13 protein-coding genes are annotated in these 14,111 nt (G+C 35.1%); 2 read left to right on the forward strand and 11 right to left on the reverse strand.

Annotated features, from left to right (window positions below; all coding sequences use genetic code 11):
• Positions 1–1,680, forward strand: a complete 1,680-nt coding sequence (rnjA, locus tag GTO82_RS05915) for a ribonuclease J1 (protein ID WP_023599724.1) — start codon at positions 1–3, stop codon at positions 1,678–1,680.
• A gap of 49 nt (positions 1,681–1,729) precedes the next feature.
• Positions 1,730–2,665: a diacylglycerol/lipid kinase family protein gene (locus tag GTO82_RS05920; protein ID WP_180874092.1), complete on the forward strand. Its 936-nt coding sequence runs from the start codon at positions 1,730–1,732 to the stop codon at positions 2,663–2,665.
• Positions 2,666–2,703: 38 nt separating this feature from the next.
• On the opposite strand, the gene recD2 is transcribed toward GTO82_RS05920, so the two are convergent.
• The 11 genes from recD2 to ileS all read right to left on the reverse strand — a co-directional run bounded on the left by recD2 (position 2,704) and on the right by ileS (position 13,887).
• The gene (gene recD2 / locus GTO82_RS05925; protein WP_180872869.1) at positions 2,704–5,079 is read right to left on the reverse strand and encodes an SF1B family DNA helicase RecD2; all 2,376 of its coding nucleotides are present in this window, start codon (positions 5,077–5,079) and stop codon (positions 2,704–2,706) included.
• The gene (locus GTO82_RS05930) at positions 5,066–5,710 is read right to left on the reverse strand and encodes a tetratricopeptide repeat protein (RefSeq protein WP_180872870.1); all 645 of its coding nucleotides are present in this window, start codon (positions 5,708–5,710) and stop codon (positions 5,066–5,068) included. The genes recD2 and GTO82_RS05930 overlap by 14 nt, the downstream gene beginning before the upstream one ends.
• 2 nt (positions 5,711–5,712) lie before the next feature.
• The gene (locus GTO82_RS05935) at positions 5,713–6,372 is read right to left on the reverse strand and encodes a histidine phosphatase family protein (protein WP_180872871.1); all 660 of its coding nucleotides are present in this window, start codon (positions 6,370–6,372) and stop codon (positions 5,713–5,715) included.
• A 102-nt stretch (positions 6,373–6,474) separates the two neighbouring features.
• Positions 6,475–7,602 carry a tRNA 2-thiouridine(34) synthase MnmA gene (gene mnmA, locus GTO82_RS05940; RefSeq protein ID WP_180872872.1) on the reverse strand — a complete coding sequence of 376 codons (1,128 nt, stop codon included), beginning with the start codon at positions 7,600–7,602 and terminating at the stop codon, positions 6,475–6,477.
• Positions 7,603–7,619: 17 nt separating this feature from the next.
• Positions 7,620–7,955 carry a DUF1831 domain-containing protein gene (locus GTO82_RS05945; protein WP_180872873.1) on the reverse strand — a complete coding sequence of 112 codons (336 nt, stop codon included), beginning with the start codon at positions 7,953–7,955 and terminating at the stop codon, positions 7,620–7,622.
• A gap of 103 nt (positions 7,956–8,058) precedes the next feature.
• Complete coding sequence (locus tag GTO82_RS05950) at positions 8,059–9,213, reverse strand: cysteine desulfurase family protein (RefSeq protein WP_180872874.1); 1,155 nt, start codon at positions 9,211–9,213, stop codon at positions 8,059–8,061.
• Positions 9,214–9,314: 101 nt separating this feature from the next.
• On the reverse strand, positions 9,315–10,016 hold the full coding sequence (locus GTO82_RS05955) for a 5'-methylthioadenosine/adenosylhomocysteine nucleosidase (protein ID WP_180872875.1): 702 nt from the start codon (positions 10,014–10,016) through the stop codon (positions 9,315–9,317).
• A gap of 15 nt (positions 10,017–10,031) precedes the next feature.
• The gene (locus GTO82_RS05960; protein WP_180872876.1) at positions 10,032–10,322 is read right to left on the reverse strand and encodes a hypothetical protein; all 291 of its coding nucleotides are present in this window, start codon (positions 10,320–10,322) and stop codon (positions 10,032–10,034) included.
• Complete coding sequence (locus GTO82_RS05965) at positions 10,315–10,878, reverse strand: NUDIX hydrolase (RefSeq protein ID WP_180872877.1); 564 nt, start codon at positions 10,876–10,878, stop codon at positions 10,315–10,317. Before GTO82_RS05965 ends, GTO82_RS05960 begins: the two co-directional genes overlap by 8 nt.
• A 13-nt stretch (positions 10,879–10,891) precedes the next feature.
• Entirely contained in the window at positions 10,892–11,101 is a 210-nt protein-coding gene (locus GTO82_RS05970; RefSeq protein WP_004894259.1) for a cold-shock protein, read from the reverse strand.
• A complete protein-coding gene (ileS, locus tag GTO82_RS05975) occupies positions 11,101–13,887 on the reverse strand; it encodes an isoleucine--tRNA ligase (RefSeq protein WP_180872878.1) in 2,787 nt (928 codons plus the stop codon). Before ileS ends, GTO82_RS05970 begins: the two co-directional genes overlap by 1 nt.
• Positions 13,888–14,111 lie beyond the last annotated feature (224 nt).

A 14,111-nucleotide genomic window follows, 5' to 3' on the forward strand; every position in this document is an offset into this window, starting at 1 on the left:
TTGAAATTAAAGAATAACGAAGTCGGCGTTTACGCTATAGGGGGTCTAGGCGAAATCGGCCGTAATATGTACTGCGTTGAGTACCAAGATGAAATTATCATCATGGACTGCGGTATCAAATTCCCTGAAGACGATATGATGGGAATCAATTATGTTATCTCAGACTATTCCTACTTAGTTAAGAATAGAAAAAAAATCAAAGCATTAGTTGTTACGCACGGACATGAAGATCACATTGGAGGAATTCCTTACCTTTTAAAGAAAATTCCTGAAATTCCTGTCTATGCTACTCCATTTGCTTTAGCCTTAATTCGAGGAAAACTTGATGAACATGGAATTTTAAACTCTAGTGAACTTCATGAAGAACATGAAGATACTGTTTTAAAATTTGATAAGTTATCAGTAAGTTTCTTCAGAACCACTCACTCAATTCCTGATACTCTAGGAATTGCAGTTCATACTCCTGAAGGAGCCGTTCTATTTACTGGAGACTTTAAATTCGATTTAACTCCAGTTATGAATCAACCGGCTCCTGATTTTCAAGAGATGGCTAAGCTCGGAAAAGAAGGCGTCTTGGCCCTTTTATCCGACTCTACTAATGCAGAAGTTCCTACATTTACAAAGTCAGAAAGATTTGTTGCTCATTCATTACACGACATCATTACTGGAATTAAAGGTAGAATTATTTTTGCCACTTTTGCTTCCAACCTTTACCGTGTATCAACTGCGATCAAAGCTGCTGTTGATACCGGAAGAAAAGTAGCTATCTTTGGTCGTTCAATGGAAAATGGGGTTCAAAATGGTATTGATCTTGGCTACTTAGATATTCCTGAAGGAACCTTAGTTGATGCTAATGAAATTAACCATACTCCACCGGAAAAAGCAATGATCTTATGTACTGGTTCTCAAGGTGAACCTCTGGCTGCTCTTTCAAGAATTGCAGATGGAACTCACCGTCAGATTTCACTACAACCAGGCGACACAGTCATCTTTTCATCTAATCCAATTCCAGGTAACACCACTAGCGTAAACCACTTAATTAATAAGTTAACTGAAGCTGGTGCTAATGTTGTTCATGGTAAGATTCATAATGTCCATACTTCTGGACACGCTGGCCAAGAAGAACAAAAGATGATGATTGAGTTAACTAAACCTGAATACTTCATTCCAGTTCATGGTGAATATAGAATGCAAGTTGTTCATACTGAAACTGCTCAATCTACTGGCATGCCTAAAGATCATACTTTCGTTCTTAAAAACGGAGATGTTCTTGCTTTAACGAAAGATTCTTCTAGAATTGCTGGTCACATTAATATTCCGGATGTCTTTGTTGATACTTCTGGTAGCGATGATGTTGGTAATATCGTTGTTCGTGACCGTCAAATTTTAGCTGAAGAAGGTCTTGTAGTAGTGGTAGCAACTGTTGACTACAAACACCAACGCGTTCTTGCAGGTCCAGACATTTTGAGTCGTGGTTTTGTCTACATGCGTGAATCAACAGAATTGATTAGTCAAGCTCAGAAACATGTCTACCATGTTCTTAAGACGGAAATGGCGAAAGATCCACAACCAAAAGAAAATGAAATTAGAAAGGCTATCATTGAGAATCTTCAAGATTTCCTATATTCAAAGACTGAAAGAAGACCAATGATTCTGCCAATGCTAATTGAAAAGAAATAAAGTAAGCCCCATCTCGGGGCTTATTTTTATATTACATAGGCAAAAAATGATGAAAAAGATTCACTTACTGGTAAATCTAAAATCCGGGAGCAACAGAGGCGAAAAAGCTCTCAAGCAAATTGAAACTGTACTTAAAAATGAAAAAATGGACTATGACATTCATATCTCCAATTATCCGGGACAATTGGTTCCACTTGCAACCAAGGTAGCCAATGAAATTAGTTCCGGAACTGAATATGTTATTGTGGTCGGTGGCGATGGTTCTCTAAACCAAGCTTTAAATGGTGTTAAAAATTCAGAGCAGCCTAACACTCCCCTTGCCTACTTCCCAGCAGGCACTGGAAATGATTTTGCTAGAGCAGCTAAACTTGAAACAGATCCTCTAAAATTGATTAGACATCTAAAGAATAATCCGACCGTTACTAAAGTAGATTGCGGAAAATACCATGATCTAATTAACGGTGAGACAAGATACTTTGTTAACAATTTAGGAATTGGTTTTGATGCTTATGTAGTTAATAAAACGAACCACTCAAAACTAAAAACTAAATTTAATAAAATTAATATAGGTAACTTAACTTACGGAATTAATATTGTTCAAGCGCTCAAGGGACAAGACAATTTTAAGGTCAGAGTTTCGACTAATAGTCACACCTCTTACTATGAACACGCCTATTTAGTTACTACTACTAACCATCCCTACTTCGGTGGCGGCGTACCAATCTTACCGATTGCTAGCATTCACAATCATCACTTAGATATTGCAATTGTAGAAAAGCCAAACTTAGTAAAATTTATTTATCTATTTTCTAAGTTGCTAATTAATGGATCACACATGAAAAGTAACCAATTTCATTATTTTGAATCATCTGCAATTGAAGTTAAAACTGATGATCCTGAGTATGGTCAGTTAGATGGAGAAGAATTATCAAAAAGAAAGTTTCATCTAAAATTTGAAGTGGATCATTTTGATCTTTTGCAATAAACGACAAATAGCCAGCTCATAATGAGCTGGCTATTTTGCTATCTTTTTTCTTCTAATCTAATATCTTCCATTCCAATCATTGGATCAATCTGTCCAGAATAAATTAGCTCAGGAGTCAAAATATAATTTTCTGGCTCAACATTTTCTTCTTTAAGTTCAGCTTTGTTTTTTTCTTGTTCCGCATTTACATTTGAAGTATTTTCAACTTCTTTTAGACCTAACTCATGCCTAATTTTAGCTGCTAACTCAGTCTTACGGTCATTACCTGGAGTACGCAATGCCATAATATACGCCTTTTTTTCTCCTACCATAACTAAATTTTTTTCGGCACGAGTAATGGCGGTATATAACAAATTCCGCCTCAACATCATATAATTTTGCATCGTAAGATTTAAAATTACTAACGGAAATTCTGATCCTTGGGACTTATGGATGGTAATGGCATACGCACGGGTAATATCATTTAAGTCTTTAATACCAAATTCTATTTCACGACCGTCAAAATCTGCAATTAATATTTTGGCTTTATCATCAGGATTAAGGCCAATAATTTTACCAATTTGACCATTATAAATATCTTTTTCTGGATTATTTTGTAATTGTAGAATTCGGTCCCCGATTCTAAAACTTTCATTGTGAGCTTCAATTACTTTAGTTTTTACTGATAGTGGATTCATCACATCCTGCAAAATATCATTCAAGTGAGTAATTCCACCTTGACCATTGTACATGGCTCCCAGAACTTGAATATCATCCCTTTTGAAGCCACGTTTAATGGCTAAATTTACGATTTGATCAATTGCATCCCCCACCAGGCTTGGTTGACATGGAATAAAAGAGTAGTTTTTAGTTTTATTAAAAATAGTCTCCTCGGCTTCTTCATCATTAATTGCATGGGCCAACTTAATAATTGATGAATCTTCACCCTGTCTATGAATCACTTGCAACCGTGTAGTTGGAAATGCTCCGGAGCTGATTAAATCACCGAAAACGTTACCTGCTCCAACTGAAGGAAGCTGATCTTTGTCCCCAACAAAAACTATCCTCTTTGTTGAATTAATACCGGATAAAAGCTGTTTAAAGAGAAACATATCAACCATTGACATTTCATCAATTATTAAAATCTCACCATTCAATTCGTTTACATCAGTTGCATCATTTTCACCGATACCTAACCCTAATAAACGGTGAATGGTTTTTGCTGAAATATCTGTAACCTCGCTCATTCGTTTGGCTGCTCGACCCGTTGGTGCAGCCAGTAAGAATGGTGGATCATCACTATATAAAGTTGCACTTGGAATTTCTGCCAATTCCTTCAAGCACATTAAAATCCCATTGATAATTGTTGTTTTACCAGTACCAGGACCACCAGTAAGAATTGAAATTGGATTATTTAGAGCATTTTTAATTGCACTTTTTTGAGTTTCATCATATTCAATTTCAAGTGTTTCTTCAACATGTTTAATTGCCATTTCAATATCGCTATTATCAAATTCTTCGTTTTCAACTTGATTATTAACCACATGTTTTAATTCGGTTGCTATATCAAGTTCAGTTTGGAAAATTGCTTGCAAGGCCGCCTTATCACCTGAAATAACAACTTTTCCTTGTCTTTGAAGTTCATTAACACTATTAGCAAGTTCATCATAAGAGGTCGATTGAACTAAATCATAAGCCTCTGTTAATAATTCATCAAGTGGAACATAAGTATCTCCCAAGGTATTAAGAGCAGTCTGTAAAATACTTAAAATTGCTCCCCTAACTCTTCTAGGATCATTTAGTTCTATTCCGAGCGCGTGTCCCATATTATCCGCAGTTTTAAAACCAAAACCACGAACTTCACCAAGGGCTTGATAAGGATCTTCCTCTAGTTTCTTCAAGGAATCACCATGATACACTTTATAAATATTACCGGCTACTTTTTTATTGATTCCATATCTAGCTAGTTTAATCACAATTTCTGAAAATGAATCCATCTGATTAATTCCAGATAATAAGCTATCCTTTTGCTTTTGAGTCAAATCAAGATTGTCAATCTCAGTTGGATTTGACTTAATAAGATCTAACGCATTTGTTCCTAAACTATCAATGATCTTTTCAGCAGCCCTCTTACCAATCCCAGGAAACTTGTCAGAACTAAGGTACTTAGCTAAACTACCCTCTTCATGGGGCAAAACTGGTTCATAGGAAATTATACGAAATTGTTTGCCAAATTTTCCGTGTACAACAATATTACCGGTAAATTTATAAGTTGATCCAATTTGGATATCCCCAAAATTTCCAGTTACTCGAATATTATCACGATCATAATCAGGTAATTTACTAATTAAATCTACATCAATAATCTTGAAAAGGTCTTGATTGTTTTCAAAAACAATTCCATTTATTCGTCCAGTAAAACTAGTTTCTGCCATTTTTACCTCTAATCAATTTTGCTACCGCATTATATTGCTTTTGTGCTTGAGCAAAATATTTGGGATCTTGATTTTTTGATAATTTAAAATATTTTTCTGCTTCATCAGGATTAGTATCAAATAAAGTTAACCCCAATAAAAAATTAACTTTTGCATTTCTTTGGTCTTCTGAAATTTTATTATAAGTTTGATTTGCAGATTTTAAATCACCCAAACTAAGCCAAATATCACCAATTAATTCTAAAGTTCGCTCATCCTGATTCTTTAACGTTAAGGCGTAGGCTAAGGCCTTTTGATACTGACCTAATTTCATAAAAATTAAAGCCTTTTGATACATTGTTTCTTCATCGTCAGCAATAGAATTAAGTAACGCAAGTGACTTAGCAAAATCTCCTTGCATGTAGTAGCAGACAGCAATGTTATAAGTTAGATCTTCCGGATGCTTAACAAGGCCCCGAGCTTTTTCTAATAATTCTAACGCCTGATCAGTAGCATTTTGTTCAATTAAATAAGTTGAAAGCTGCAAATAATTTTCGATATGTTTGGGATGCTTATTTATTTTTTCAATTAATAAATGTATAGCTTTATCCACATTGCCAGCATCATATAAGTTGGCTATTTTTTTATCCATTTTTAAATTGTATCCCTACTAGTAATTTTCCGATCTAAGTAGCTTGTTTCATTCCACGCTACTTCATCAAAAGTCTTTCCATGATCTTCCGTATCAAGAACGGTAAGACTTGTATTAGTCAAGCCGCCACGCTTTCTAATATCTGCAATATCATACCCCTCTAGCGTTCTAATTAAGGCACACAAAGCAGCTCCATGACTTACTAATAATACCTTATCATCTTTATTAGGATATCTTTTTACAATATCAGCAATCAATTTCTTCCCACGCTCTATCATATGGTCAAAATTTTCACCATGGAAAGTTGATGGATCATAACGATCAGGGAAATAACGAAATGCTTTTATTTGATCTGGATATTTACTTTCAGCATCAACAAACTTCATTCCCTCCAGATCTCCTAGATTAAACTCCTTTAAACGGTCGTCAACAATGACTGGGACAGTAATTCCCATATCATTTCTCAGCATCACTGCCGTCGTTAATGCGCGTTGTAAAGGACTAGAATAAAAGGCTCTAAACTTTGTTCCTTTTAAGTATTCAGCCAATTTTTTGATGTCTTCGTAACTTTCAGGCAAAAGAGGTGAATTACCACTACCACCTTGATAGCGTCCTTCTAAGTTCCATTTTGTTTTTCCATGTCTTACAAAATATAATTGCATAATTTGCTTATCCCTCCACTTTTATTACTATTATAAGTTTTAAGAGGAGAAAATAACAGTTTATAAAAATAAAAAAGAAGCCTCAAAGAGACTTCTTTTAAACTATACTAGTTGTAATTGCTTTTCGTTCTGGTATGCGCGGTCAATTGTAGCTCCACCTAAGCACTCTTCACCATTGTAGAACACAATAGCTTGTCCTGGAGTAACGGCACGTGCTGGCTCATCAAACTCAACATGAACTGTATTATCCTTGGCATGATAGTGCATAGTTACGCCAACATCAGGTTGACGGTATCTAAACTTAGCGGTACACTTCAAATCAACGTCGTGATCTGGTTGGCCTGTAAAGAATGACACACTACTTGCATCTAGACTAGTAGCATATAAAAGCTTGCTGTCGTATCCTTGTTCAACAATTAGCTCGTTCTTCTTTAGGTCCTTACCTACTACAAACCATGGATCAGTTGATTCCTTAGTTGAACCTAAACCAAGGCCAGATCTTTGACCAATAGTGTAGTACATTAAACCAGCATGCTCACCAACAACTTTTCCATCTGGAGTAACCATTTTTCCTGATTGAGCTGGTAAAAATTCACTCAAGAACTTTCTAAAGTTACGTTCACCGATGAAACAAATTCCTGTAGAATCTTTCTTTTTAGCAGTTGCTAGGCCTGAAGCAATAGCAATTTCACGTACTTGTGGCTTAGTTAAATTAGCAAGTGGGAAAATTACCTTCTTCAATTGATCTTGTGAAAGTTGGCTTAAAAAGTAAGTTTGATCCTTATTGCCATCCTTTGGACGCATCATATGAACAACACCGTTGTCGTCAACTCTAGTTGCTGCATAGTGACCCATTGCAATATAATCCGCATCTAAATCCATTGCGAAATCTAAGAAGGATTTAAATTTTATTTCTTTATTACACATTACATCAGGATTTGGAGTTCTACCTTTTTTATATTCATCCAAGAAATATTCAAATACACGCTCCCAATAATCCTTTTCAAAGTTAATGGAATAGTAAGGAATACCGATTTCATCTGCAACTTTTTTTACATCTTCGTAATCCTCAGTTGCCGTACAAACTCCGGAATCATCAGTATCATCCCAATTCTTCATGAAGACGCCGACAACATCAAAGCCTTGTTGTTTGAGCAAAAGCGCAGAAACTGAAGAATCAACTCCACCACTCATACCAACAACGACTCTAATTTTGCTGTTATCTACCATTTTATCCTTTTCTCCTTTTAGCAAGGTGCAATAATTTGGCGATCCTCAAGATCCTTTAAAATGAAGTTAAGCAGTTCAACCATTGATGCTAGTTGTTTATTCTTAAAAATATTAACCTTTTGCAACCCATTAGTATCTGTTACTACCATTGTTAAATGATCTAAATCTTCATTAATTGTTAGCTTTAATTGACAGGTCGCATTGTAAGGAGATTCATTATATAAGGGATGCTTATACATGAAATTACCTCTTTTAGTTTTTGTGAAACCTGCATCAATCAATGCATAACGCTTAATTTCAGGATTAATCGTAAATTTCCGATTATCGCCGTTAATAATTACTGTATTTGCCATAAAAATATCACTCTCAATATTATTATCTTATTTTTTGTAAGTGTCAAGTATATGATTTTACTATTATTATACCTTAAGACAAATTCTTAAAAAAATAATTTTACTATTTAGCTAGACGCTTGCACATCTTAACTAAGGCTTCTGCAAACTCTTGAATTTCTTCTTCAGTATTAAATCTACCAAAGCTAATTCTAATTGATTCTGCAATTCTCGGTGAATCTTCCCCATACATTGCCTGTAAAACATGTGAAGGAGTAAGTGAACCAGCCGTACATGCAGAACCACCAGAAATAGCATATCCACTTAAATCTAAATTAGTTAGAGCAGAGTAAGTACCTACACCCTTTAACCATAAGTTCAAAACGTGATGGGATACTTCACCTTCAAGAGTTCCATTAATTTCATAATCAATTTGATTTTCATCAAGTTCATCCAAAATTATTTTTTGAAACTTTTGGTATTTCTCTTGTAGTTTCTGCTTGTCCATCTCGTTCAGTTCTTGAGCAGCTATACCAAAGCCAGCAATACCTGGTACATTTTCCGTTCCGGGACGACGTTTAGTTTCCTGTTCACCTCCTAAAAGTAGATTACTTACTTTTAGACCATCTTTTTCATAAAGAAAACCTAAAAATTTTGGTCCATTAACTTTGTGAGCAGAAGTTGACAATAAGTCGATGTTCATTTCTCTAACATCAATTTCAATATTTCCGAAGCCTTGTACGTCATCTACATGAAAATATGCATTAGAATCTTTCACTAATTCACCAATTTCTTTTAACGGCATAATTGATCCGACTTCATTATTAACTGCCATAATAGAAACTAAGATTGTATCTGGTGTTAACTCTCTCTTCAAGTCGTCTAAATTAATATGGCCAGTTTCATTCACATCAAGATATACAATATTGTATCCTTCTTGAGCTAAGCGTTTCATAGGATTTAAGACAGAAGGATGCTCAATTTTAGTAGTAATAATTTTTTTACCAACATCTTTTCTAGCACATACTGTACCAAAAATAGCAGTATTATTGCTTTCAGAGCCACCACTAGTAAAAATTATTTCCTTATCTTGCGCATTAATTGTTTCTGCTAGTTGATGACGCGCTGTTTCAACTACATGACGTGCCTTACGACCAAATGCATGTTGACTAGAAGCGTTGCCAAAATCATCAGCCATTTCACTACTAATTTTTTCAATAACTTTTGGATCCATTGGCGTAGTTGCCGCGTTATCTAAGTATACATTTTTCCTAGTCATATTATCTTATAACCTCTTTACTTTCCTTACATTTCGGAAGTGGCTCTTTTATTTTAACATAAAAATAGACCAAGTTACGATGAACTTAGTCTATCAATAGTTTAATCTAAAACTGTTTCTTCAAGATAGGATGCAATTATACTTGCAGCTTTTGCTCCAACTTCCTTGACGAATTTATCAAAGTCATTGTCAGCATTAGCATCCCCATTATCTGAAATAGCACGAATTGCAACCAATGGAGTATTAAAATGTCTAGCCACTTGTGCAAAAGCAGCTCCTTCCATCTCTACTCCCAATGCGTCAGAGAAATTCTTTTTAATCTCATCTTTTTGTGCTTCAGAAGCAATAAAACTATCTCCAGTTACAATCAATCCCTCTTTAAAAGGAATATTGTGTTCCTTCAAATACGCCGCAAATTTTGCACGGAAGGCATTATCTAGAGTATAGCCCGCAGGCTCTTGGGGAATTTGTCCTTCCACGTAGTTACCTGCACTAGTATTATGAGCATCATAGTACATAAACTTATTAGGCAAAATTAGATCTTTTCTCTTTACATCTTCTTGCAACGATCCAGCAGAACCAGTCATAAAAATCAAGTCGATATCTTCCTTGGTTAACAGACTAGTCAAATTCATAGCTGCATTAACTTTACCGATTCCACTTAATCCTAAGTAAATGTCATTTCCATTTACTGAAAAATGATCAAATTCAGTTGTGCCAAAGACTTCTTTATTTTCAGACTTAAAATGCTTTTTATAGAATTCTGCTTCTTCTTCCATTGGGACAATAATTGCGATTTTCATTTTTTACCTCTAAATCTAAAGTTTAAACAAAGCGAACAAAACTATAACTAATAAAACAACAACAATTAAAATGGCATAGTTCAGACGCTTTTTTAAACGATTAATCTTATCTTCATGCTTTTCTTTTAAGGCACGATTTGCGAGATCCTCTCTTGATTCAAATTTTGAAGAATCTTGAACCTCAACTTTTTGATCACTTACACCAGTTTGATGCTTATCTTTCCTCAATCGTTTAAAATTATCGAAAATTTTGCTTACTTTTTCTTTTTGTTGTTTTTTACGATAATCTGCTCGTTTTTCAGTCATTACTTTGATTTCCTGTTAAAATCATATTTTCCCAAAATGTAATTGCCATTACAGTCTTTGCATCCATAATTTCTCCAGACGCAATTAACTGTTTTAATTCTGGAAGACTGTACCATTCTTGAGTTAAAAATTCATCTTCATCAAGAGGACGTTTATTTTCAATTTTTGACAAAGTATCACAATAGAATAAATGAATTTTTTCATCACAAAAACCAACAGATGTATAAAATTCACTTACCTTTTCCCAATACTCAGCCTTGTAGCCCCCCTCTTCATTCAACTCTCTTTTCATTGCATCAAGAGGTGAAGCATCTGTCTCATCAATTAAACCTGCAGGAATCTCCAAAGTTAATTGTTTAATAGGCTCACGCCATTGTTTTACAAGAAGCATTTTCTTCTCATCATTGATGGCAATTGCAGCACTAGCATCGGGATGCTTAACTATCTCACGAGTAGCTATTTTTCCATTAGGTAAACTAATAGTTTCAACATTTAAGTCAATAAGTTTACCTTCGAAAATAGGTTTATTTGAGATTTCAGTTTCTCTCAGATTCACTTAATTTCTCCTTTTAGTCATGATCAACATAAACGTTGATACATTGTAGACCCTTTTTTCCTTGCGCTAATTGATAACGAACTCTTTGACCTACATTCAGTTTCTTATAACCTTCTTCTTTAATTGATTTATAAAAAACAAAGTAAGATGAATGAGTTAAATCATCCTCAATAAATCCATACGCAGAGTTTGGATCAAATTGTTTAACAGTACCTTTACGCATTATTTTTCTAAACCTTCTTTTTCTGCTTCAGGAAAGTTTTCAGCAACGATAGCTGCACAGCGCGCACATAATTCTGGGAAACGTGGGTCACTACCAACATCTGTTGTAGTACGACGACATCTTGGACAAACTTCACCAGCAGCATGTTCCACTACAATGGATGCAGTTGGTAATTTTTCAGCATTTTCAGGTGCTTCTTCATCACTAATAGTTAAATCAGAAACAATCAAAATTTGTCTGATATTAGCGTTTAATTTATCCAGAAGTGCCTTCGTTTCTTCAGTTGGGTAAAGAGTAACGTGTGCTTCAAATGACTTACCAATTACCTTAGCATTACGTGCTTCTTCAAGTGCTTTCAAAACATCTGAACGAACTTTCATAAAGGCGTTCCAATCTGCTAAAACTTCATCCTCATTAGCAAAATGGTCTACTTCTGGCATATTAGCAAGTTGAACGTATTCTTCTGGTTCCTTAAGGTAACCCCAAACTTCTTCCATAGTATGTGGAAGGATTGGTGTCATCAATTTAGTTAGCTTAACTAAAACATCGTAAATTACAGTTTGCATTGAACGACGAGTTTCACTGTCTTCAGCATCAATGTAAAGAATGTCCTTAGCAAAGTCTAAGTAAAAGGCAGATAAGTCATTAGAAATGAAGCTGAATACTTTCTTATAAACACTAGTGAAATCAAATTTATTGTATGCTTCAATTGCTTCTTTAATCAAGCGATTCAACTTAATTTCCATGTATTGATCTACACCAGACATATCGGGATAAGCAATTGAATTTTGTTTAGGATCAAAATCTGAAGTATTAGCAAGCATAAAGCGCATAGTATTTCTGATCTTACGGTAGCTTTCAGCAGATTGACGTAGAATATCTTGAGAAACTGCTACATCAGAAGTAGTATCTGCTCCAGCAACCCATAAACGAATAATTTCTGCACCCATTTGCTTGATTACATCATTAGGGGAAATTACATTACCTAATGATTTAGACATCTTATGTCCTTTATCGTCTAAAACAAAACCTTGAGATAAAACTTGCTTATATGGAGCTTTACCAGTTACAGCAACTGAAGTAATTAAACTTGAGTTAAACCAACCACGGTATTGGTCACTACCTTCAAGATATAAATCTGCTGGGAAACCTAAGCCATCGCGCTCTTGCATTACACCAGCCCAAGAAGAACCAGAATCAAACCAAACATCTAAGATATCAGTTTCTTTTCTAAATTTACCATTTGGTGAATGTTCTGACTTAAATCCTTCTGGAAGTAGTTCTTTTGCAGTATGAGTATACCAAGCATTAGAACCTTCTTTTTCAAAGATTTTAGCTACATGTTCAATAGTTTCTGGAGTAACAATTGGAGTATCATCTTCTGCATAGAAAATTGGAAGTGGTACACCCCATGCACGTTGACGAGAAATTACCCAGTCACCACGATCTTTAATCATATTGTAAAGACGAGTCTTACCCCATGAAGGAATAAATTCTGATTTTTCAATTTGATCTAAGATTTGATCTCTAAACTTATCGATTGAAGCAAACCATTGAGTAGTTGCACGGTAAATAACAGGTTTCTTAGTACGCCAGTCATGTGGATACGAGTGAGTAAAGAAGCTAAGCTTTAAGAGTGCTCCAGCTTTTTCAAGCTTGTCAGCAACCACTTTATTAGCATCATCATAAAACATTCCCACTAAGTCTGGATCAGGTACTTCTTTAGTAAATCTACCTTGTGCATCCATTGGACTGAAAACTGGCAAACCATAACGACGACCTACATTGTAGTCATCTTCACCAAAACCAGTAGCATTGTGAACTAAGCCAGTACCATCATCATCAGTAACATAAGTATCATTCATCACAAGACCAGTTACATCATAAAGTGGATGTTGGTAAGTCATTCTATCAAAGTCAGTACCTTTTAAGGTCTGAAGAACTTTGTAGTCTTTCCAACCTAAATCTTCTGCTACTGCTGCTAAACGATCTGCTCCAATAACATACTTTTTACCGTCAACTTCAACTACTGAGTAATCAAATTTAGGATTTACAGTAATTCCGATATTACTTGGAATAGTCCAAGGAGTAGTAGTCCAGATTACAAGTGATGTATCTGAGTCTAGAATACCCTTTCCATCCTTAATTGGGAAAGCAACATAGATTCTTGGCGATTTAATGTCATGATATTCCACTTCAGCTTCAGCTAAAGTTGATTCACTTGACCAAGACCAGTAAACAGGTTTTTTACCTTTATAGATATAACCTTTTTTAAACATTTCACCGAAGACTCTGATTTCTTCAGCTTCAAATTTTGGTTGTAAAGTAATGTAAGGATGATCCCAATCAGCCATTACTCCTAAGCGTTTGAAGTCAGCCATTTGTTTTTGAACTTGTTCTTCCGCAAATTGGCGACAAAGCTCCCTATACTTAGCCCGGTCCATTGTTTTACGGTCAACGCCCTTTTTAGCTAATTGTTGTTCTACAGGAAGACCGTGAGTATCCCATCCAGGAACATAAGGAGCATAGTAACCATTCATATTTTTGAAACGAACGATAATATCTTTAGAGATCTTATTTAATGAGTGTCCCATGTGGATATTACCATTAGCAAATGGAGGACCATCGTGAAGGTCAAAACGGGGTTTACCTTCATTAAGTTTTAATCTTTGTTCATATAATTTATTTTCTTCCCATTCTTTTTGCCATTCAGCTTCACGAACTGGAAGATTACCGCGCATTTTAAATTTAGTTTTACCCAAATTCAATGTATCTTTGACTCTCATAAAAAATCCTTTCTTAATCAAAAAAAGCTTCATCCCAAATAGGACGAAGCTTCTCGTGGTACCACCTAAATTGAATAGGGTACAGTGTACCCTATTCCACTTATTCTCTGTGTATCGTACAGAAAACGTTCAAGTCAATTGGCAGCTGATTAACTTTCGAAAGTTGTTAGTCTTTCACCATCACTAACTCGCTAAGGTATCTACTAGTTGTTACTGTCGACTTA

It is taken from the genome of Lactobacillus johnsonii, from assembly GCF_013487865.1.
Classification (GTDB): domain Bacteria; phylum Bacillota; class Bacilli; order Lactobacillales; family Lactobacillaceae; genus Lactobacillus; species Lactobacillus johnsonii_A.

What these genes read in the sequence shown, in the direction of transcription:
- GTO82_RS05920 (WP_180874092.1), top strand. Translation starts at nt 1,730, where the DNA reads ATGAAAAAGATTCACTTACTGGTAAATCTAAAATCCGGGAGCAACAGA.
- recD2 (WP_180872869.1), bottom strand. Translation starts at nt 5,079, where the DNA reads ATGGCAGAAACTAGTTTTACTGGACGAATAAATGGAATTGTTTTTGAA.
- GTO82_RS05930 (WP_180872870.1), bottom strand. Translation starts at nt 5,710, where the DNA reads ATGGATAAAAAAATAGCCAACTTATATGATGCTGGCAATGTGGATAAA.
- GTO82_RS05935 (WP_180872871.1), bottom strand. Translation starts at nt 6,372, where the DNA reads ATGCAATTATATTTTGTAAGACATGGAAAAACAAAATGGAACTTAGAA.
- mnmA (WP_180872872.1), bottom strand. Translation starts at nt 7,602, where the DNA reads ATGGTAGATAACAGCAAAATTAGAGTCGTTGTTGGTATGAGTGGTGGA.
- GTO82_RS05945 (WP_180872873.1), bottom strand. Translation starts at nt 7,955, where the DNA reads ATGGCAAATACAGTAATTATTAACGGCGATAATCGGAAATTTACGATT.
- GTO82_RS05950 (WP_180872874.1), bottom strand. Translation starts at nt 9,213, where the DNA reads ATGACTAGGAAAAATGTATACTTAGATAACGCGGCAACTACGCCAATG.
- GTO82_RS05955 (WP_180872875.1), bottom strand. Translation starts at nt 10,016, where the DNA reads ATGAAAATCGCAATTATTGTCCCAATGGAAGAAGAAGCAGAATTCTAT.
- GTO82_RS05960 (WP_180872876.1), bottom strand. Translation starts at nt 10,322, where the DNA reads ATGACTGAAAAACGAGCAGATTATCGTAAAAAACAACAAAAAGAAAAA.
- GTO82_RS05970 (WP_004894259.1), bottom strand. Translation starts at nt 11,101, where the DNA reads ATGCGTAAAGGTACTGTTAAACAATTTGATCCAAACTCTGCGTATGGA.
- ileS (WP_180872878.1), bottom strand. Translation starts at nt 13,887, where the DNA reads ATGAGAGTCAAAGATACATTGAATTTGGGTAAAACTAAATTTAAAATG.